Genomic DNA, 20836 nt, shown 5'->3' with positions numbered 1-20836 from the left:
CGAGCGATGGTGCGAGCGCGGGGGCTATGGTCGATCTCCGCATATGCGGAGGAGCCTTCGACGGGTCGCCGAACTTCGACAGTGGCTGGGGTTCATCTCCGCGCACGCGGAGGAACTGATTTCGAAAAATCATAGGGTGTGATTTTTCTGGGTCCATCTCCACGCACGCGGAGCAACCAGCAGGAAATGGCGCGAACTCCTCGTCGACGAAGGTCCATCTCCGCGCACGCGGAGCAACCCCATTAGGCATGGCCCATTGAGAGAGAGAAGAGGGTCCATCTCCGCGCACGCGGAGCAACCAAGTGGGTATCGGCGCCGACCGCGCAGGAGTACGGTCCATCTCCGCGCACGCGGAGCAACCTCGCAGCCGGGGCTCTTCTTCGACCAGATCGCGGGTCCATCTCCGCGCACGCGGAGCAACCCCTCGATCATAACCGCATGACTCGAGACGAAAAACCCGAAAAGTCACCTCCGCCCGCATCGCTCGTAGCCGACTTCACTGTCCCAACGTCAACACGAGATAGGCCGCATACAACACGCCGTTCCCGAGCAGCGCCCAAAGCACGACCCCGTTCACCCGCGCGTTCAAGCGCAGCCACGCCGCCGCCGCGAGCGTGATCAGCACGCCCGTCAGCACCTCGACCCGCGGCTCCCACGGCGTCAGCATGATGCCGATAGCCGGCAGCAACGTGCCCTGAAACACCATCGCGCCGGTGATGTTGCCGAACGCGAGCGTGTCCTTCCCCCTGCGCGCCCACAGAATGCTGTTCACCTTCTCCGGCAGTTCGGTTGCGATCGGAATGATGATGAGCGACAGCAGCAGCGGCGAAATGCCCAGCGCATGCGACACGCCCTCGACGCCATGAATGAATCCCTTCGCGCCGCCGACCAGCAACGCGATGCCGACGAGGAACTGCAGCATGATCGCGCCCAAGGACGTCTTCAGGCCGACCCGCGAAACGAACAGCGCCTCGGGCGCTTCCGTCCCATGCCCGCCCTCGACGAGCCGCGCCGAAGCCTTGAACGTCGAAATCACATAAATGACATAGAGCGAGACGAGCCCGGCCGCGAACAGCGCGCGCACCTGCCACGCATGATGCGGCACGAACATCGCGCCACATGCGATCAGGAACGCGAACAAGAAGAAGTTGAGATCGCGCACGAACCCGCTGCGCTCGGGTGCGATCCGTCCGCTCAGGCCGCGCGACTTGAGAATCGAGAACGTCATGAGACACGTGGATAGCGTCGCGAGCATCAGCGGCGCGCCGAGAATCGCGCCGACGCCGATCTCTTCGTTGACCGCGCGGCTCGTCGTGCCGCCGAGCAGCGCGATGATCGGCACCGTCGTCTCCGGCAGCGCCGTGCCGACCGCCGCGAACAGCGATCCGGTCACGCCTTCGGAGATGCCGAGACGTTCGCCGAGATGTTCGAGCGCATTCGTGAAAAGCTCCGCCGCGATCAGGATGATCGCGAGCATCAGCGCGAGTTCGAGAAAGAGCATCGTCATGCGGCACCTCGCATCGAAACATGCGGCGAGTGCGCAAGCGTGCGCGAGGGACGGGGATGTTGTAGTTGTGGGGACACGATGTTTCCACGGCCGGACGTCGAGCGAACCACGATGCGCCATGCGCCGTCCGACCAAGAACGACATAGCGCATCGATGGTCTCGCCAAACCGTTCCGGTCGAACGCGCCACGGCAGCAGGGCCGAGGATGTTGACGCGTTCTCCTTCGCTCGCGAAGGAAGGCTACTCCCCAAAGACGGCGCAAGTTTAGCCCGATGCGCCCCGTTTCGGCAAGCCGCGAATAAGCGTATGCCGATCGAATCGTTGTCGGCGGCGGATGCATTCGGTAATCTGGCCGCGCCGGGCGCGTCGCTTGCTGCGCGTGGCCCACGCTCATCTACGAACAAAAATGAAGATCACGGGAGATCTCATGCGCCTGAAACTCTTCGCCGCGGCCGCTGCAATGGCGATCCTCGCCGCGCCCACGCTCGCGATGTCCAAGCCGCTCACCGTCTGCACCGAATCGAGCCCGGACGGCTTCGACGTCGTGCAATTCAATTCGCTCGTGACGACGAACGCGTCGGCGGACGTCATCTTCAATACGCTCGTCTCCTACGACGAAGCCGCGAAGAAAGTCGTGCCCTCCCTCGCGCAGTCATGGGATGTGAGCAGCGACGGCCTGACCTACACCTTCCATCTGCGTCCGAACGTTCAGTTCCAGACGACCGATTACTTCAAGCCGACGCGCCCGCTCGATGCCGACGACGTCGTCTTCACCTTCTCGCGCATGCTGTCGGACGACAATCCGTGGCACAAGGTCGCGGGCGCGAGCGGCTTTCCGCACGCGCAGTCGATGGGCCTCGTGAAGCTCATCAAGGCCGTATCGAAAGTCGATGACCACACCGTGAAGTTCGAGCTCAACGAGCCGAACGCGACCTTCGTGACGATCCTCACGATGGGCTTCGCATCGATCTATTCATCGGAGTATGCGGACAAGCTGCTGAAGGCGAACCAGCAAGTCGATCTGAACAGCAAGCCGATCGGCACCGGCCCGTTCATGCTGAAGAGCTACACGAAAGATTCGATCATCCGGTATGACGTGAATCCGTCGTACTGGGGCACGAAGCCGAAGATCGACCGGCTGATCTACGCCATCACGCCGGACGCGTCGGTGCGCGCGCAGAAGATCAAGGCGGGCGAATGCCAGATCGCGTTGTCGCCGAAGCCGCAGGACGTGCTCGACGCGAAGCGGGACAAGTCGCTGAAAGTGAGCGAAACGCCCGCGTTCATGACGGCGTTCGTCGCGCTCAACACGCAGAAGAAGCCGCTCGACAATCCGAAGGTGCGTCAGGCGATCAACATGGCGTTCGACCGCACGACGTACATGAAGACCGTGTTCGACAACACCGGCACGCCCGCTGTGAATCCGTATCCGCCGAATACTTGGAGCTACGACAAGAACATCGCGGCGTACAAGTACTCATCGGCCGATGCGAAAAAGCTGCTCGCCGACGCGGGCTTTCCGAACGGCTTCGACACGACGATCTGGGTGCGCCCGAACGGCAGCGTGCTGAATCCGAATCCGAAAGCGGGCGCCGAATTGCTGCAAGCCGATCTAGCGAAGATCGGCGTGAAAGCGCAGGTCAGGGTGATCGAATGGGGCGAACTGATCCGGTCAGCAAAGCAAGGACAGCACGACATGCTGTTCATGGGCTGGGCCGGCGACAACGGCGACCCGGACAACTACATGTCGCCGCTCTTCAGTTGCAATGCGGTGAAGTCGGGCATCAACTTCGCGCGTTATTGCGACGGCCAGCTAGACAAGCTCATCGCCGACGGCAAGTCGACCGCCGACGTCGCGACACGCTCGAAGGCGTATGTCGATGCGCAGAAGATCATCCACGATCAGGCGCTGTGGATTCCGCTCGTCTATCCGACGGCGGCCGCGCTCACGCGCGCGAACGTCAGCGGCTATAACGTGAGCCCGTTCGGGCGCGTGAACTTCGGCGCGGTTTCGGTGCAGTAGTCGCCGCGTTATCGAACCGGCGAGAAACGGATCACGCCGTCATCGCCGGTTTCGCGTTTCAAGGTTCCGTCGAGCCAGAGCAGGTTCAGATGCGCGAGCGCTTCGCCGAGCGCGAATGTCATCTGATGAATGTCGAGCTTGCGCTTGAACATGATCGGCACGATATCGGCGGCGCTGCATGGGCTTTGAGCGCACGCCTCCCGCACTTCCGCCAGCCGCGCGCGATGATGTTCGCGCAGTTGCCCGATGCGCGTCGCCACGCCGCGAAACGGCTTGCCGTGCGAGGGCAACGCGAGCGTATCGGCGGGCATCGTTTCGTAGCGGCCGAGCGATTCAAGATACAACGCGAGCGGATTGCCCTCCGGCTCGACCGCGAACACCGATACGTTCGTCGAGATGCGCGGCAACACCATGTCGCCGGAAACGAGCAGCTTGTCGGCGGCGCAGAAGAGCGCGCTGTGCTCGGGCGAGTGTCCGTAGCCCGACACGACTTCCCAATTCCGCCCGCCGATCCGGATGACATCGCCGTTGCGGATGCGTCGATATTCCGCCGGAATCGACGGCACGAGCGTCGGGTAATAGCTGTCGCGCTTGCGCAGCGCATCGAGCGAAGCGTCGTCGGTCATGCCGTGCGCCGCGAAATGCGCCGCCGCGCGCTCGCCGCCCGCGTTGGAGCCGTCGCCGGCGGCCATCACGCGGCCCATTGCGTATTCGCCGAGCGAAATCCACAGGCGCACGTTCCAGCGGTGCTTGTCGCCGCCCTTGCAGATCCAGTCGGCGAGGCCCAGATGATCCGGATGACAGTGCGTGACGATCACGCGCAGCACGGGCAGGCCGCCGAGTTCGGCGTCGAACACGCGTTCCCAGTTCGCGCGGATCGTGTCGCTCGAAATGCCGCAATCGACGACGGTCCAGCCCTTCACGCCATCGATTTCGTCGGCGAGCAGCCAGAGGTTGATGTGATCGAGCGCGAACGGCAGCGGCATGCGCAGCCAGAACACGCCCGGCGCCACTTCCTTGACGCCGCCCGATTCGGGCAGTGCATCGGCGAAAACATAGTCGAGCTGGTGTTCGAGTGCGTTCATTCGGTTCCTGCCTCCGGGTTTGCGCCGCGTTGCAATTTGGCCAAGTTGACGATAACGTAAACGTCCATTCTAACGTTGCGCGCGCATTTGCGCTGCGGGCCGGCAATGACTCAACCGACGCACTACACGATCACCGAACTGGCGCGCGAGTTCGACATCACGCCGCGCGCCATTCGCTTCTACGAAGATCAGGGCCTGCTCGCGCCGAAGCGCGAAGGCGCGAACGGCCTGCGGCGCGTGTATTCGGCGCGCGATCGCACGCGCCTGAAGCTCACGCTGCGCGGCAAGCGGCTCGGCTTCACGCTGTCGGAAATCGGCACGCTGCTCGATCTGTACGATTCGCCCACCGGCACCGCCACGCAACTGCAGGCTTTCGTCGACACGATCGCGGCGCATCGCGAAGTGCTCCAGCGTCAGCTCGAAGATCTGAACACGACCCTCGCCGAACTCTCCGCCTATGAGGAGCAGGGCCGTGCGCTGCTCGCAGCGGGAACGGACAAGCGCGCGCGCAAACCCAAAGCCGCATGACGTGACCTTCACACATGAAGCGCAGGGCCGACATGAATCATTTCCCCAAGCTGCTCTCGTCGCAAATCGGCTTCGATGTCGCCAAGACGATACTCGAAGGCTTCGAGCATCATTACCGTGTGTTCCGCGAAGCCGCGGTCAAGGCGAAGGGGCTGTTCGAGCGCGGAGAATGGCTCGCGCTGCAGCGACTGGCGCGAGAGCGCATCGCGTCGTATGACGATCGCGTCGCGGAATGCGTGGCCTCGCTCGAAGACGAATACGACGCCGAGAACATCGATGACGACGTGTGGCAGCAGATCAAGCTGCATTACATCGGCTTGCTGACGACGCACCGTCAGCCGGAATGCGCCGAGACGTTCTTCAATTCCGTGTGCTGCAAGATCCTGCATCGATCGTACTTCAACAACGATTTCATCTTCGTGCGGCCGGCCATTTCGACCGAGTACATCGAGAACGACGAGCCCGCCGCGAAGCCCACGTATCGCGCGTATTACCCGGAGAAGGACGGCCTCGCCGCGACGCTCGAACGCATCGTCACGAACTTCCAGCTCGAGCCGCCGTTCGAGGACTTGCAGCGCGACGTGCAATGCGTGATGGAGGCGACCCGCGACGCATTCGGCGATCTCAGGCCCGCGCCGAACTTCCAGATTCACGTGCTTTCGTCGCTGTTCTTTCGCAACAAGGCGGCGTATATCGTCGGGCGCATCATCAACGGCGATGCGCTGCTGCCCTTCGCCATCGCGATCCGGCACACGAAGCCGGGGCTGCTCGCGCTCGATACGGTGCTGCTTTCGCGCGAGCAGGTGCTCATCATCTTCAGCTTCTCGCATTCTTATTTTCTCGTCGACATGGAAGTGCCGTCGGCGTTCGTGCAGTTCCTGAGCACGATCATGCCGCGCAAGCCGAAAGCGGAAATCTATACGTCGGTCGGGCTGCAGAAGCAGGGCAAGAACGATTTCTATCGCGACCTGCTGCACCATCTTTCGCATTCGAGCGACAAGTTCATCGTCGCGCCCGGCATCAAGGGGCTCGTGATGATCGTGTTCACGCTGCCGTCGTTTCCTTACGTGTTCAAGCTCATCAAGGACGCGTTTCCGCCGCCGAAGGAAACGACGCGCCAGAAGATCCAGGACAAGTATCAGTTGGTGAAGCGCCACGACCGCCTCGGCCGCATGGCCGATACGCTGGAGTATTCGAGCGTCGCGCTGCCCGTCTCGCGCCTCGACGACGCGCTCGTCCGCGAGCTGGAAAAAGACGCGCCTTCGATGATCGAATACGAGGGCGACAATCTCGTCATCCGGCATGTGTATATCGAGCGCCGCATGGTGCCGCTCAATCTCTTTTTGCAGCACGGCAGCGCGGACGAGATCGATCACGGGATCAAGGAATATGGCGACGCGATCAAGCAATTGATCCAGGCCAACATCTTTCCCGGCGACATGCTGTACAAGAACTTCGGCGTGACGCGGCACGGTCGCGTGGTGTTCTACGACTACGACGAAATCGAGTATCTGACCGATTGCAACGTGCGCCGCGTGCCGCCGCCGCGCAACGAAGAAGACGAGTTGTCCGGCGAACCGTGGTATACCGTCGGGCCGCACGATATTTTTCCCGAAACGTACGGCACATTTTTGCTCGGCGATCCGCGCGTGCGCGAGGCGTTCATGCGCCATCACGCGGATTTCTTCGATCCCGCGCTCTGGCAGCATCACAAGGAACAGTTGCTGCGCGGGGAACTCGCCGATTTCTTTCCCTATGACCGGGACGTCCGATTCTGCATCCGCTATCCGGAACGTTTCGACGAGCCCGGTCGACCGGACGCGCGTGCCGCCTGACGCGCGCCGTCCTGCTCTGACTTGCCAACATGAACCCTACTTCCGACAACAACGAAACTTCGATTCCGCTTGCCCATCTGTTCGCGAACAATCAGGAATGGGTCCAGCGCAAGCTCGCCGAGGACGCCGAGTTCTTCCAGCGTCTCGCGCATCAGCAGACGCCCGAATATCTTTGGATCGGTTGCGCGGACTCGCGCGTGCCCGCCAACGAGATCATCGGCCTGCCGCCGGGCGAGGTGTTCGTGCACAGAAACATCGCGAACGTGGTCGTGCACTCGGACCTCAACTGTCTGTCGGTGATCCAGTTCGCCGTCGATCTGCTGAAGGTGAAACACATCATGGTCGTCGGCCATTACGGCTGCTCGGGCGTGGGCGCGGCACTCGTCGGGCAGCGCGTCGGCCTGGCCGACAACTGGCTGCGCCATGTCGAGGACGTGCGCGAGAAGCACGCCGCGCTGCTCGACGAATGGCCGATCGGCGACGCGCGCCATCGCCGTCTCGTGGAACTGAACACGATCGAGCAGACCATCAACGTTTGCCGCACGACCATCGTCAACGACGCATGGGCGCGCGGACAGGAACTCACCGTGCACGGCTGGACCTACGGCGTGCACGACGGCCGCTTGCGCAACATGGGCATGATGATCGGCGCGGCGGACCGGATCGATCCGGTATATCAGTCGTGCATTGCCGCGATGACTCGCAGCGGCGCGCATTCCGCGGAGAACGATGTCCTCGCGTCCGATGCGGCGCGTCTGGGCGACGTTCCCGCCGTCATTCAAGGCGTCATCAAGGAGCTGAAACATGAGTGAGACACAACAGGATTCCATCGTCATCGTGTCGGCGGCGCGCACGCCGATGGCCGCGTTTCAGGGCGATTTCGCTTCGCTGACCGCGGCACAGCTCGGCGCGGCGGCGATCAGGGCGGCGGTGGAACGCGCGGGCGTGAAACCCGAGCAGATCGACGAAGCGATCATGGGATGCGTGCTGCCCGCGGGACAGGGCCAGGCGCCCGCGCGTCAGGCGGCGCTCGGCGCGGGGTTGCCGCTGTCGACCGGCTGCACGACGATCAACAAGATGTGCGGCTCCGGCATGCGCGCGGCGATGTTCGCGCATGACATGCTGCTCGCCGGATCGGTCGATGTGATCGTCGCGGGCGGCATGGAAAGCATGACGAACGCGCCGTATCTCTTGCCGAAAGCGCGCGGCGGCATGCGCATGGGCCACGGACAGGTGCTCGATCACATGTTCCTCGACGGCCTCGAAGACGCCTACGAGAAAGGCCGCCTGATGGGCACGTTCGCGGAGCAATGCGCGTCCTCGTATGCGTTCTCGCGCGAGTCGCAGGATGCGTTCGCGGTCGAATCGCTGCGGCGCGCGCAGCGGGCGAACGACGACGGATCGTTCAAGTGGGAGATCGCGCCGGTCACGGTGCAGGGCAAGAAAGGCGATACGGTCGTCGGGCGCGACGAGCAGCCGTTCAAGGCCAACATCGAAAAGATTCCGTCGCTCAAGCCCGCGTTCGCGAAGGACGGCACGGTGACGGCGGCGAATTCGTCATCCATTTCGGACGGCGCGGCGGCGCTCGTGATGATGCGCGCATCGACGGCGGCGCGGCTCGGCGTGGCGCCGATCGCGCGTGTCGTCGGGCACAGCACGTTCGCGCAGCAGCCGTCGCTGTTCACGACGGCGCCCGTCGGTGCGATCAGCGCGCTCTTCGAGAAGAACGGCTGGCGCGCGGGCGATGTCGATCTTTACGAAATCAACGAAGCATTCGCCGTCGTGACGATGGCCGCCATGCGCGAGCACGATCTGCCGCACGACAAGGTCAACGTGAATGGCGGCGCGTGCGCGCTCGGGCACCCGATCGGCGCTTCGGGCGCGCGAATTCTGGTGACATTGCTCGGCGCGCTGAAGGCGCGTGGATTGAAGCGTGGCGTCGCGAGCCTGTGTATCGGCGGCGGCGAGGCGACGGCGATGGGGATCGAGCTGGTTTGATTGCTTCGGGCCGGTCCGGGCGTTGCGCGCCGGGCCGGTTGGGCGGCTATTCGAAAGGATTCAGCATGTTGACGCCTGAGCCTCTAAAGTCCTTGACATTGCGCGTGACGACGGTGAGACCATAGACGAGCGCCGTTGCGGCGATAAGCTTGTCCAGCGCCGGCTCGGGATGCGGCGCGCGGAGCCGCCCCCACAATTCACCAATCTCTTTGTCTACAGGCAGGATTCTCTCCTCGTACTCTTTCAGGATGTCGTCCAGCCAGATTCGAAGCCTCGCTGACTGCGGCGCGTCACCTTTTCGGCGAAGGTTCTCGACGCCGCGGCGAAGCTCTCCCACTGTGACGACGGAGAGGTGAACGGCGTTCTGGTCGTCTTCCGCGCGACGGAAGAACTTGCGGACGCCCTGGTTCTCTCGACCACGTCTGAAAGTCTCGCTGATCACGTTGGTATCAGCGAGAAACATCTTTGCCTCCCTCGTCAGCCTCTCGAAGCAGGTCTTCCAGGCTCATGCCGATGTCCGGAAAATTCATCAGATGCTGGATAAACTTTCTGGAATCGACTTCCGGCTTGCCCATCTGCCTTCGAATCTCTGCCTCGATCTTGCGCCGGCGAGCGACCTGCTCCTGCAATTGCCTGATCCATTCTGGATCGATGTCTGGTGGTAGCGGGGATCGGATAGTCTTAAACATGCTCACTCCTTCATCACTGCGAGTGGCTTGACTTTACATGATTCAGCAACCCTAACTACCTTTCCAGACGGCATAGTCCGACAAATCGGACAAACGAATCACCGCCCCGCCAACGACATCGCCACAGCCCGCTTGAACGGCGTCACCTTCTCTCCGATACGCAACAGCGCATCGCGCGCGATTCGCGCCGGCAGCGAGTCGCGCGTGTAGACCTCGGTGATGAACCGCGTGATCAGATAAAGCGGCCGGGTTTCCTGCCGATGCCTCTGCTCGTATCGCGCGAGCAGCGCATCGCCGGCGATGTCGAGCCCTGCCGCACGGGCATCGCGGATCGCGCGGGACAGGATCTCGATGCCGGCCAGCCCGAAATTGAACCCATGCGCCGTGACCGGATGCATGCCGACCGCCGCGTCTCCTGCCGTCGCGAAACGTTTCGCCACGAATCGCTTCGGATAAACCGACACCAGCGGATACACATGCCGCGTCGTGCGCAGCGACATCGCCCCCAGCCTTCGCTCGAAGCGTCGCTCGATCTCGCGATCGAATGCATCGGCATCGAGCTGGCTCAATCGCTCGATGTCGCGCGCGTGCAGCGTCACCACGACCGACGACCGATGTGCGCCGCTCTCCGGATCCGGATTCATCGGCAACAGCGCGAGCGTCTGACGATGACCGAACCATTCCCAGGCCGCGTGATCGTGCGGCATGTCGTGCGTCATGCAGCAGACCAGCATCGACTTGCCGAAATCGTGCATGTCGGCGGCGATGCCCATCATGCGGCGCGTCGCGGAGAAACGGCTGTCCGCGGCGACGACCAGTTGCGCCGCGATCGTCGCGCCGCTTTCGAGCCGCACGCGCGCGCCGCAGGCATCGGTATCGACATCGATCACGCGTTCCGACGCCATCATGCGAATGGCCGCGCCCGACTCGCGAAGATGCTCGAGCGCGTCGAACGCCGCCCGCCGGATCAGATGATTCGACACGAGCCAGCCGAGCTCGTCGTGGCCCGACAGCGCATGACCGATCTTCAGCGCGAACGTCGACGAGCCATTTAACACGCGCGCATCGGCGAGCTGCGATTTGGCGTGCGCGCCGATGCGCGCCCACACGCCGAGCGTCTTCAGATACGCGACGGACTTTTGCGTCAGCGCGATCTCGCGTCCGTCGAACGCGGGCTCACGCAGCGCATCGTGGCTCTGCTGCTCGACGAGCACGATCGACAAGCCCGCGCCGCTCAACGCATTCGCCAGACACAAGCCCGCCGGCCCCGCGCCGACGATCACGACATCGGTATGCATCATCTTCCCGGTCTTGCTGGTTCGAAAGCGCACAACGATATCCGAAAGACCGGCCGGCGATCCGCGACAGCGGGTCGCGCGCTATAGTCGCAAGGTCCCCATCCCAAGGAAGACATCGCTCATGAAAACGGTATTGATCGTCGGCGCGTCACGCGGCCTCGGCCACGAATTCGCGCGCGAATATTGTCGCGACGGCTGGCGCGTGCTCGCCACGGCCCGCGACAAAACCTCGCTCTCCGCGCTTGACGCGATGGGCGCGCAAACCTTCCCGCTCGACGTCACGCAGCCCGAGCAGATCGCCGCGCTCGCGTGGCAACTGGACGAGGAGAAGCTCGACGTGGCGATCGTCGTGTCGGGCGTGTACGGGCCGCGTTCCGAAGGCGTCGAAACGATCGGCGCCGAAGACTTCGATCAGGTGATGCACACCAACGTGCGCGGCCCGATGCAACTGATTCCCGTGCTGCTGCCGCTCACGGATGCCGCGAACGGCGTGCTCGCGGTGGTGTCGAGCAAGATGGGCAGCATCGGCGAGACGAGCGGCACGACCGGCTGGCTGTATCGCGCGAGCAAGGCGGCGCTCAATTCGGCGCTGAAGGTGGCGTCGCTGGAATCGCGGCATTCGGCGTGCATCGCGTTGCATCCGGGCTGGGTGCGCACGGAGATGGGCGGGCCGTCGGCGGCGATCGATGCCGCGCACAGCGTCTCGGGCATGCGCGCGGTGATCGCCGAAGCGGGCGCGATGCGCGAGGAATTCAACGGGACCTTCGTGCAGTACGACGGCACGAAGCTCGAATGGTGAACCAGGAGTGATCGTGACTTATCAAGTACATGGCGTTTCGGCATCGGGCAACTGTCACAAGGTTCGCCTCGTCCTCGAACAGCTCGGCCAGCCTTACGTGTGGCACGAAGTCGACATGATGAACGGCGCGACCCGCACCGACGAATTCAAAAAGCTGAATCCGAACGGCAAGGTGCCGGTGCTCGTCATCGACGAGAACACGACGCTCTCGGAATCCGACGCGATCCTCTGCTATCTCGCCGACGGCACGCCGCTCATGCCCGATGACCGGCTCGAACGCGCGCACGTGTTGCAATGGATGTTTTTCGAGCAGTACAGTCACGAGCCGTATGTCGCGGTGGCGCGCTTCATCCTGCAATTCCAGAAGAATCCCGGCGATGCCCGTCTGCCGGACAGGATCGCGGGTTCCTATCGCGCGCTCGACGTGATGGAGCGGCATCTCGAAACGCGCACGTTTTTCGTCGGCGAGCGCTACACCGTCGCCGATATCGCGTTGTACGCATACACGCATGTCGCGGATGAAGCGAACGTTGATCTGTCGCGCTATCCCGCGATCCGCGCATGGCTCGAACGCGTGCGCAGCCAGCCGCGTTACGTCGACATGCCGGGCGTCGATCAATGAAGCCGGTGGATTGTCCGTGCGGCGGCGCCACGCCCGACTCGCGTCCGAACGCGCGCGCGCCGCGTTACGAAGCGTGCTGCGGGCGCTTCATCGAAGGCGAGGAAAAGCCCGCGAACGCGATGGAACTGATGCGCTCGCGCTACACCGCGTACGTGCTCGGCGACACCGCCTATCTGCGCGCGACCTGGGCCGAATCGACCTGTCCGCCCGATCTCGACGCGTCCGATACCGGCACGCGCTGGCTCGGCTTGCAGATCAAGCGCCATACACCGATCGATGCGGACCACGAAGAGGTCGAGTTCGTCGCGCGCTACAAGGTCGGCGGGCGCGCACATCGGCTGCACGAAGCCAGCCGCTTCACGCGAAACAGCGCCGGGAAATGGATTTACGTCGATGGTCAGATAAAAGAAAAGTAAATGTTTCTTTAAGAAATATGCGATGGCCAACGGTATTAATTTCCTAAGAATCTCCTTTCAGATTAAACAGTTACGGGGTAGCACTTATTGTGCAGTGCAATTTTGAACAGTTAATCTGTGTTCACGTCAGGGCGCAGTCATTCCCGTGCCCGGACACTCGCAGCGAAGCCCCGTTTTGAAGCCAATTGTCATGCCTTTTCGGGGCATGACTCCCGGAACCCGCAGCCGATACTGCTCTTGACGAGCAGCGCGATAGGTTTGTGACTTCAAAATTGACGTTTGGGGCCACGCCGTTTCAACGCCTTATTGGAAGCGCAGTCGGAGTTCACGGATGGCGATCAGAACCTGGTTGGTCGGATGCAGCATGGTGTGCGCGCTCGCGACGTCGCTCGTCACGTCCGCCGTGCGCGCCGAACCGATCGGCGGCGTGCGTCAGTCCGAAGGTCTCCAGGCGGCCGCGTTCGGCCAGACGCTCTCGCGCATTCCCGATCCCCTCGACGCCGGCCTGCCCGTCGTCGCCAATGGTCTGAACGAAACCGTCATCCAGATTCCCGAAGCCGACATCTCGCTCGAAACCACGGTGTTCAAGCCGGACGGCGCCGGTCCGTTCCCGATGATCGTCTTCAATCACGGCAAGCTCCCCGGCGATTCGCACGCGCAACCGCGCAATCGTCCCGTCGCGCTCGCGCGTGAATTCGTGCGTCATGGATATATCGTCGTCGTGCCGAATCGCCGCGGCTTCGCGGGCTCGGGCGGCGATTACGCCGGCCATGGCTGCAATGTCGAGGCGAACGGCTTCGCGCAGGCACAGGACGTCGCCGCGACCGTCGCCTATATGAGCGGCCAGCCGTATGTGGACAAGACGCATATCGTCGTGGCAGGCACGTCGCATGGCGGCCTGACGACCATCGCCTACGGCGCGCGCGATGCGGTCGCGGCGCCGGGCGTGCGCGGCCTCATCAACTTCTCGGGCGGACTGCGTCAGGACGAATGCGCGGGCTGGCAGAAGAATCTCGTCAGCGCGTTCGGCGACTACGGCCAGAACGTGCGCCTGCCGTCGCTGTGGCTCTACGGCGACAACGATTCAGTCTGGCAAGGCGACCTGTCCTTGCAGATGTACACCGCGTTCACCGCGCACGGCGCGCGCGCGAACATGGTCGACTTCGGCACCTACAAGAACGACGCGCACCGCCTGGTCGGCGATCGCGACGGCGTGCAGATCTGGTGGCCGCGCGTGAAAACGTTCCTCGCGCAGATCGGCATGCCGACCGCGGTGCAGTATCAGGTTTCGGAGCCGAACATGCCGAAGGCGACCGACTTCGCTGACCTCGATTCGGTGCAGGCCGTCCCGTTCGTCGATGACAACGGTCGCGCCGGCTATCGCAACTTCCTCTCGCAGTATTCGAGCCGCGCGTTCGCCGTCTCCGATTCGGGCGCGTGGTCGTGGGCCGAAGGCGGCGACGATCCGATGGCCGTCGCCATCGCGAGCTGCCAGAAGCAGAGCGCCGATCCGTGCAAGCTCTACGCGGTGAACAATCGCGTCGTCTGGAACGATCGGGCAGCCGAGACGCAAACCGCCTCGCGCTGAAAACACCTTTTCCGCGTGTCGAGAACGCCGGCCTTCGCGCCGGCGTTTTTACGTCGATCGCACGATAACGCATCCATTTGACCGAAGTTGCACGCGATAGCGCGTTTTCGCATTTCCGTTGCGCGCGCACGCATGCCCAAAAAACCTTCCGAATACGGAAGGTTGGCCTTCTTTTAGGGATAATTGACTCGCGCAGTTTTCCCCGCAGTCTTTCCGTAACGCAGGCGTTGCGCGCCTGCCCGAAGTATCCGGCCCGCGCCGCGCGCGCGGGCCTGGGAGCCGTTTTTGAACACAGAAGCCAATCAAGACTGGGTCGCCCGCTCGCTTGCAGCCGTGTGGCATCCGTGCACCCAGATGAAACATCACGAGCGCGCGCCGCTCGTGCCGATCGCGCGCGGCAAGGGCGCATGGCTCCATGACCACGAAGGCAATCGCTATCTCGATGCAATCAGCTCGTGGTGGGTCAATCTCTTCGGCCACGCGAACGACGACATCAACCGCGCGCTCAAGGATCAGCTCGACACGCTCGAACACGCGATGCTCGCGGGCTGCACGCACGCGCCCGCCGTCGAATTGGCCGAGCGTCTTTCCGCGCTCACGCAGCGTACGCTCGGTCATGCGTTCTTCGCGTCCGATGGCGCGTCGGCGGTCGAAATCGCGCTGAAGATGAGCTTTCACTTCTGGCGCAATCGCGGACACGGCGAGAAGCGTGAGTTCGCGTGCCTCGCGAACAGCTACCACGGCGAAACGATCGGCGCGCTCGGCGTGACCGATGTCGCCATTTTCAAGGACGCTTACGATCCGCTGATTCGTCACGCGCATGTGGTCGCGTCGCCGGCGGCGGTCGGCGTCGACGAAGCGATCGCCGCGATGCGCGCGCTCTTCGTGCAACGCGCGTCGAGCCTCGCGGCGGTGATCGTCGAGCCGCTCGTGCAATGCGCGGCCGGCATGGCGATGTACGACGCGTCGTATCTCACGCGATTGCGCGCATTGTGCGACGAATTCGGCGTCCATCTGATCGCCGATGAAATCGCGGTCGGCTGCGGCCGCACCGGTACTTTTTTCGCGTGCGAACAAGCGGGCATCTGGCCGGATTTCATGTGCTTGTCGAAAGGCATCAGCGGCGGTTACCTGCCGCTTTCGATCGTCCTGACGCGCGACGATATCTACGCCGCCTTTTACGACGACGACATCGCGCGCGGCTTCCTGCATTCGCATTCGTACACGGGCAATCCGCTCGCGTGCCGCGCCGCGCTGGCAACGCTCGATCTGTTCGACAGCGCGAACGCATTGGCTGAAAACCGGCGCAAATCGGCGCTGCTGCGCGAAGCCTTGCAGCCGCTGCTCGGACATGCGCGCGTGCGCAACCTGCGCCATCGCGGCACGATCTTCGCGTTCGATGTCGCCACCGGCGACAAGACGTTCTCGCGCCGCTTCTTCGCCAACGCATTGAAGCGCGAACTACTGATGCGCCCGATCGGCGCGACGGTCTACATGATGCCGCCGTACATCCTCTCCGACGACGAACTCCTGCTGCTCGCGCAGCGCACGCGCGAAACGCTCGACGCCACGCTGACAGAAACGGAGACGGAGACGGCATGAAGAACACATCGCAGACGCTGTACGACACGCTGAAACAAGGCCTCGCCGATATCGACGCGCGCGGCCTGCGACGCCGCCGCAAGACGATCGATGGCGCATGCTCCGCGCACATGACCGTCGATGGCCGCGCGATCGTCGGCTTCGCGAGCAACGACTATCTCGGCCTCGCCGCGCACGAAGCGATCCGCGCGGCGCTCGCGCAAGGCGCATCGCTGTACGGCGCGGGCAGCGGCGGCTCGCATCTGCTCGGCGGCCATTCGCGCGCGCACGCGCGACTCGAAGACGATCTCGCCGCGTTCTCGGGCGGCTTCGTCGACAACCCGCGCGCGCTCTATTTCAGCACCGGCTACATGGCGAACCTCGCGGTCGTGACCGCGCTCGCCGGGCGCGGCACGCTCGTGTTCTCCGATGCGCTCAACCACGCGTCGCTGATCGACGGCGTGCGGCTTTCGCGCGCCGAGACGCAGATCTATCCGCACGCCGACATGGACGCGCTCGACGCGATGCTCGACGCCTCCGGCGACTGCGCCGCGACGAAACTCATCGTCACCGACACCGTGTTCAGCATGGACGGCGATATCGCGCCGCTCGCGCGTCTCGTCGAACTCGCGGAGAAATATGGCGCGTGGCTCATCGTCGACGATGCGCACGGCTTCGGCGTGCTCGGTCCGCAAGGGCGCGGCGCACTGGCGCATTACGCGCTGCGTTCGCCGCATCTCGTCTATGTCGGCACGCTCGGCAAGGCGGCGGGCGTATCGGGCGCGTTCGTCGCGGCGGATGAAACCGTCGTCGAATGGCTGATCCAGCGCGCGCGTCCGTATATCTTCACGACGGCGTCGGCGCCCGCGGTCGCGCATGCGGTGTCGAAGAGCATCGAAATCATCGGGGGCGATGAAGGCGATCGACGCCGCGCGCATCTCGCATCGCTCATCGAAACCACGCGCGCGATGCTCAAACGCACGCGCTGGATGCCCGTCGATTCACATACCGCCGTGCAGCCGCTCGTGATCGGCGGCAACGACGAGACACTGAACATCGCCGCCGCGCTCGACGAGCACGGCCTCTGGGTGCCCGCGATCCGTCCGCCGACAGTGCCCGCAGGCACATCGCGCCTGCGCATTTCGCTTTCCGCCGCGCACAGCGAGGACGATCTCGCGCGCCTCGATCACGCTCTGAATACGCTATGACCGCTTTATCGTTTTTCGTCGCCGGAACCGATACGGAAATCGGCAAGACGCTCGTCTCTTCCGCGCTGCTGCACGGCTTCGCGCGCGCGGGCCTGCGCGCCGCCGCGATGAAGCCGATCGCCTCGGGCGCGCTCGAGCGCGACGGCGTACTGCACAACGAAGACGCCGATCAACTCGATGCCGCCGCCAACGTCGCGCTGCCCGACGCGATCCGCACGCCCTTCATGATGCGCGAGCCGATCGCGCCGCATATCGCGGCGGCGCGCGAGGGCATCGCGCTGGATATCGCGCGTATCGTGGAGGCGCATCGCGTCGCCGTGACCAAAGCGGATATGGTCGTGGTCGAAGGCGTCGGCGGTTTTCGCGTGCCGCTCGACGACGCGCACGACACCGCCGATCTCGCCGTGGCGCTGAATCTGCCGGTCGTGCTCGTCGTCGGCATGCGGCTCGGCTGCATCAGCCATGCGCTTCTGACCGTCGAGGCCATCGCGTCGCGCGGATTGAAGCTCGCGGGCTGGGTCGCGAATCGCGTCGACCCGAACATGCTTTATCCCGACGAAAATATCGCTTCCTTGAAACAACGCATCGACGCGCCGCTCATCGGCGTGATTCCGCATCTCGCGCCGCCCGATGCGAAGCGCGCCGCCGATTCGCTCGATATCGGCGCTCTGACTCACCAGCTTCATCGAAAGGATTGAACCCATGACACAGCAAATCGCCGCCGAGACCACTTCCACAACGACGCCGCAGCCGATGCAGCGCTGGCGCGTCGCCGATGTCGTCGCGCTGTATGAACTGCCGTTCAACGATCTGCTGTTTCGCGCGCAGACCGTGCATCGCGAGCACTTCGATCCGAACGCGGTGCAGTTGTCCACGCTGCTCTCGATCAAGACCGGCGGCTGCGAGGAAGATTGCGCGTACTGCCCGCAGTCGGTGCATCACGAGACCGGCCTCAAGGCCGAAAAGCTGATGGACGTCGACGAAGTGCTGAAAGCCGCCGGTGTCGCGAAGTCCAACGGCGCGACGCGCTTCTGCATGGGCGCGGCGTGGCGCAATCCGAAGGACCGCCATCTGGAGCCGATCAAGGACATGATTCGCGGCGTGAAGGCGATGGGTCTCGAAACCTGCGTGACGCTCGGCATGCTCGAAGCGCATCAGGCGCAAGGACTGCGCGAAGCCGGCCTCGATTACTACAACCACAATCTCGATACCTCGCCGGAGTTCTACGGCCAGATCATCTCGACGCGCACGTATCAGGATCGCCTCGACACGCTCGAACACGTCCGCGATGCGGGCATCAACGTGTGCTGCGGCGGGATCGTCGGCATGGGCGAATCGCGGCGGGAGCGCGCCGGGCTGATCTCGCAGCTCGCGAACATGGAGCCGTATCCGGAATCGGTGCCGATCAACAATCTCGTGCAGGTCGCGGGCACGCCGCTCACCGGCGTCGAGGCGCTCGATCCGTTCGAGTTCGTGCGCACGATCGCGGTCGCGCGCATCACGATGCCCAAGGCGATGGTGCGACTCTCAGCCGGCCGCGAGCAGATGGACGAAGCATTGCAGGCGCTGTGCTTCGCCGCCGGCGCGAATTCGATCTTCTACGGCGACCAGCTTCTGACGACGAGCAACCCGCAAGCCGAAGCCGACCGCAAGCTGATCGAGCGCCTCGGCATGCGCGCGGAAGCCGCGCAGAATGTCAGCGTTCAGGAGACCGGGCGCGGCTGCGGACACCAACACGCGAACTGAACCGGCGCGGTCATGAAAATCATCTTCTACGAAAAGGGCGCCGATATCGACGCGTGGCTCGGCGGCCTGAAACGCGAACTGCCGGATGCGGACCTGCGCGTGTGGGAGCCGGGCGACACCGCGAGCGCCGATTACGCGATCGTCTGGCGCGCGCCGCGCGAACTCTTCGCTAATCGGCCCGATCTTCAGGCCGTGTTCAACCTCGGCGCGGGCGTCGACGCAATTCTCGATGTCGAGCGCAAGGAACCCGGCACGCTGCCGCCGAACGCGAAGCTCGTGCGTCTCGAAGACACCGGCATGGCGCAGCAGATGGTCGAATACGCGACGTACTGCGTGCTGCGCTACCTGCGCCGCTTCGACGAGTACGACGCGTTGCAACGAGAAGGCCGCTGGGAAAAACTGCCGCAGCATGCGCGCGCGACGTTCACGGTCGGCGTGCTCGGGCTCGGCGTGCTGGGCGCGGAAGTCGCGAAGGGCTTGCTGAAGCACGGCGTGCCCGTGCGCGGCTACAGCCGCTCGCCCAAAACGATCGAAAGCGTGCAAGTGTTCGCGGGCGCGGATCAGTTCGATGCCTTTCTCGACGGCGCGAAGGTGCTCATCAACCTGCTGCCGCATACGCCGGACACCGAAGGCATTCTGAACGCACGCACCTTCGGCAAGCTCGCGCGCGGCGCGTATCTGGTGAATGTCGCGCGCGGCCCGCATCTCGTCGATGCCGATCTCATCGCCGCGCTCGACAACGGCCAGATCGCCGCCGCGACGCTCGACGTCTTCCACACGGAGCCGCTGCCGCGGGATCATCCGTTCTGGACGCATCCGCGCGTATCGGTCACGCCGCATATCTCGGCGGAAACGCTGCGCGAGGAAAGCATCGTCCAGATCGCCGGCAAGATCAAAGCACTCGCGCGCGGCGAGCCGATCAGCGGCATCGTCGACTTCAAGCGCGGATACTGAACGCATCGAAATCGAACATAAAGGGAGACAGCCATGATTCCGGCCAAAGTGAAAATCGTCGAAGTCGGGCCGCGCGACGGCCTGCAGAACGAGAAAGAGTTCGTGCCCACCGAAACCAAGATCGAACTCGTGAACCGGCTCGCGCGCGCGGGCATCGTGAATGTGGAATCGACATCGTTCGTGTCGCCCAAATGGGTGCCGCAGATGTCCGACGCCACCGCCGTGATGGCCGGCATCGAGCGGCGTCCGGGCACGATCTACTCGGTGCTGACGCCGAACATGCGCGGCTTCGAAGGCGCGCTCGAATCGAAGGCCGACGAAATCGTGATCTTCGGCGCGGCGAGCGAGGCGTTCTCGCAGAAGAACATCAACTGCAGCATCGCGGAAAGCATCGCGCGTTTCGAGCCGGTCGCGAAAGCCGCGAAGGACGGGGGCATGCGCCTGCGCGGCAGCATTTCGTGCGCGCTCGGCTGCCCGTATCAGGGCGAAGTCAGCATCGAATCGGTCGTGGATGTCGTCGAGCGCATGAAGGCGCTCGGCTGCGATGAAATCGACATCGCCGACACGATCGGCGTCGGCACGCCGAAACGCACGCGCGAAGTGCTCGCGGCGGCGCAGAAGGCGTTTCCGCGCGAGCGCCTTTCCGGGCATTTCCACGATACGTACGGGCAGGCCATCGGCAATATCTATGCGGCGCTGCTCGAAGGCATCGAGATCTTTCACGCATCGGTCGCGGGACTCGGCGGCTGTCCGTATGCCAAGGGCGCGACGGGCAACGTGGCGACGGAAGACGTGGTCTATCTGATGAACGGGCTCGGCATCGAGACGGGCGTCGATCTCGATCAGCTCGTCGATATCGGCGATTTCATTTCGCGCGCGATCGGCAAACCCAGCTCGTCGCGCGCCGGCCGTGCGATCTTCACGAAGAAGCGCGATGGCGCAAACGCCTGCGTTTAAGA

The 20836-nt window shown here is 63.8% G+C and carries 20 protein-coding genes, 1 CRISPR repeat array and 1 riboswitch; of the genes, 15 read left to right on the top strand and 5 right to left on the bottom strand.

Features of this window, described 5'->3' with window-relative positions; translation table 11 throughout:
• Window positions 1-89: 89 nt before the first annotated feature.
• A CRISPR array of direct repeats spans window positions 90-422; the repeat unit is 28 nt; unit sequence GGTCCATCTCCGCGCACGCGGAGCAACC.
• 74 nt (window positions 423-496) lie between these two features.
• Window positions 497-1507: a sodium:calcium antiporter gene (locus U4Y90_RS08710; protein ID WP_321794172.1), complete on the bottom strand. Its 1011-nt coding sequence runs from the start codon at window positions 1505-1507 to the stop codon at window positions 497-499.
• An 88-nt stretch (window positions 1508-1595) separates the two neighbouring features.
• Window positions 1596-1768, bottom strand: a riboswitch (yybP-ykoY riboswitch).
• Between the two features lie 166 nt (window positions 1769-1934).
• Here U4Y90_RS08710 and U4Y90_RS08705 point away from each other — a divergent pair.
• On the top strand, window positions 1935-3530 hold the full coding sequence (locus U4Y90_RS08705; protein WP_321794339.1) for an ABC transporter substrate-binding protein: 1596 nt from the start codon (window positions 1935-1937) through the stop codon (window positions 3528-3530).
• An 8-nt stretch (window positions 3531-3538) separates the two neighbouring features.
• Here U4Y90_RS08705 and U4Y90_RS08700 read toward each other — a convergent pair whose 3' ends face one another.
• Window positions 3539-4615 (bottom strand): MBL fold metallo-hydrolase, encoded by a 1077-nt coding sequence (locus tag U4Y90_RS08700; RefSeq protein WP_321794171.1) that lies wholly within the window; start codon window positions 4613-4615, stop codon window positions 3539-3541.
• 105 nt (window positions 4616-4720) lie between these two features.
• Between U4Y90_RS08700 and U4Y90_RS08695 the strand changes: the two genes are divergently transcribed.
• The 4 genes from U4Y90_RS08695 to U4Y90_RS08680 are packed head-to-tail and all read left to right on the top strand — an operon-like array spanning window position 4721 to window position 8976.
• Window positions 4721-5143, top strand: a complete 423-nt coding sequence (locus U4Y90_RS08695; RefSeq protein ID WP_321794170.1) for a MerR family DNA-binding transcriptional regulator — start codon at window positions 4721-4723, stop codon at window positions 5141-5143.
• A gap of 32 nt (window positions 5144-5175) precedes the next feature.
• Window positions 5176-6978, top strand: coding sequence for a bifunctional isocitrate dehydrogenase kinase/phosphatase (gene aceK / locus U4Y90_RS08690; RefSeq protein WP_321794169.1), 1803 nt, complete (start codon window positions 5176-5178; stop codon window positions 6976-6978).
• Between the two features lie 29 nt (window positions 6979-7007).
• Window positions 7008-7790 carry a carbonate dehydratase gene (gene can / locus U4Y90_RS08685; RefSeq protein ID WP_321794168.1) on the top strand — a complete coding sequence of 261 codons (783 nt, stop codon included), beginning with the start codon at window positions 7008-7010 and terminating at the stop codon, window positions 7788-7790.
• A complete protein-coding gene (locus U4Y90_RS08680) occupies window positions 7783-8976 on the top strand; it encodes an acetyl-CoA C-acetyltransferase (protein WP_321794167.1) in 1194 nt (397 codons plus the stop codon). Before can ends, U4Y90_RS08680 begins: the two co-directional genes overlap by 8 nt.
• Window positions 8977-9022: 46 nt before the next feature.
• Here U4Y90_RS08680 and U4Y90_RS08675 read toward each other — a convergent pair whose 3' ends face one another.
• The 3 genes from U4Y90_RS08675 to ubiM all read right to left on the bottom strand — a co-directional run bounded on the left by U4Y90_RS08675 (window position 9023) and on the right by ubiM (window position 10966).
• Window positions 9023-9439, bottom strand: a complete 417-nt coding sequence (locus tag U4Y90_RS08675; protein ID WP_321794166.1) for a type II toxin-antitoxin system VapC family toxin — start codon at window positions 9437-9439, stop codon at window positions 9023-9025.
• Window positions 9426-9665, bottom strand: coding sequence for a hypothetical protein (locus tag U4Y90_RS08670; protein ID WP_321794165.1), 240 nt, complete (start codon window positions 9663-9665; stop codon window positions 9426-9428). The genes U4Y90_RS08675 and U4Y90_RS08670 overlap by 14 nt, the downstream gene beginning before the upstream one ends.
• A 98-nt stretch (window positions 9666-9763) precedes the next feature.
• Window positions 9764-10966 carry a 5-demethoxyubiquinol-8 5-hydroxylase UbiM gene (ubiM, locus tag U4Y90_RS08665; protein WP_321794164.1) on the bottom strand — a complete coding sequence of 401 codons (1203 nt, stop codon included), beginning with the start codon at window positions 10964-10966 and terminating at the stop codon, window positions 9764-9766.
• A 118-nt stretch (window positions 10967-11084) separates the two neighbouring features.
• Here ubiM and U4Y90_RS08660 point away from each other — a divergent pair, with 118 nt between their 5' ends.
• From U4Y90_RS08660 to U4Y90_RS08615, 10 genes are all read left to right on the top strand, one after another.
• Entirely contained in the window at window positions 11085-11762 is a 678-nt protein-coding gene (locus U4Y90_RS08660; protein WP_321794163.1) for an SDR family oxidoreductase, read from the top strand.
• A 13-nt stretch (window positions 11763-11775) separates the two neighbouring features.
• Window positions 11776-12384, top strand: a complete 609-nt coding sequence (locus U4Y90_RS08655; RefSeq protein WP_321794162.1) for a glutathione S-transferase family protein — start codon at window positions 11776-11778, stop codon at window positions 12382-12384.
• A complete protein-coding gene (locus U4Y90_RS08650; RefSeq protein ID WP_321794161.1) occupies window positions 12381-12800 on the top strand; it encodes a YchJ family protein in 420 nt (139 codons plus the stop codon). The genes U4Y90_RS08655 and U4Y90_RS08650 overlap by 4 nt, the downstream gene beginning before the upstream one ends.
• Window positions 12801-13131: 331 nt before the next feature.
• The gene (locus U4Y90_RS08645; protein WP_321794160.1) at window positions 13132-14388 is read left to right on the top strand and encodes a dienelactone hydrolase family protein; all 1257 of its coding nucleotides are present in this window, start codon (window positions 13132-13134) and stop codon (window positions 14386-14388) included.
• 285 nt (window positions 14389-14673) lie between these two features.
• Window positions 14674-15990, top strand: coding sequence for an adenosylmethionine--8-amino-7-oxononanoate transaminase (locus U4Y90_RS08640; protein ID WP_321794159.1), 1317 nt, complete (start codon window positions 14674-14676; stop codon window positions 15988-15990).
• Window positions 15987-17177 carry an 8-amino-7-oxononanoate synthase gene (bioF, locus tag U4Y90_RS08635; protein ID WP_321794158.1) on the top strand — a complete coding sequence of 397 codons (1191 nt, stop codon included), beginning with the start codon at window positions 15987-15989 and terminating at the stop codon, window positions 17175-17177. The genes U4Y90_RS08640 and bioF overlap by 4 nt, the downstream gene beginning before the upstream one ends.
• Window positions 17174-17875 carry a dethiobiotin synthase gene (bioD, locus tag U4Y90_RS08630; RefSeq protein WP_321794157.1) on the top strand — a complete coding sequence of 234 codons (702 nt, stop codon included), beginning with the start codon at window positions 17174-17176 and terminating at the stop codon, window positions 17873-17875. The genes bioF and bioD overlap by 4 nt, the downstream gene beginning before the upstream one ends.
• A 4-nt stretch (window positions 17876-17879) precedes the next feature.
• Window positions 17880-18923 (top strand): biotin synthase BioB, encoded by a 1044-nt coding sequence (gene bioB / locus U4Y90_RS08625; RefSeq protein ID WP_321794156.1) that lies wholly within the window; start codon window positions 17880-17882, stop codon window positions 18921-18923.
• A 12-nt stretch (window positions 18924-18935) separates the two neighbouring features.
• Window positions 18936-19877, top strand: a complete 942-nt coding sequence (locus U4Y90_RS08620) for a glyoxylate/hydroxypyruvate reductase A (protein ID WP_321794155.1) — start codon at window positions 18936-18938, stop codon at window positions 19875-19877.
• Between the two features lie 33 nt (window positions 19878-19910).
• On the top strand, window positions 19911-20834 hold the full coding sequence (locus U4Y90_RS08615; protein WP_321794154.1) for a hydroxymethylglutaryl-CoA lyase: 924 nt from the start codon (window positions 19911-19913) through the stop codon (window positions 20832-20834).
• The last annotated feature ends 2 nt before the right edge of the window (window positions 20835-20836 follow it).

Origin of the sequence: Caballeronia sp. J97, assembly GCF_905220305.1 — a bacterium.
In the GTDB taxonomy this organism is placed as follows: Bacteria; Pseudomonadota; Gammaproteobacteria; order Burkholderiales; family Burkholderiaceae; genus Caballeronia.
The sequence above is the reverse complement of the archived record's forward strand: the minus strand, read 5'-3'. Positions and strand labels throughout refer to the sequence as shown.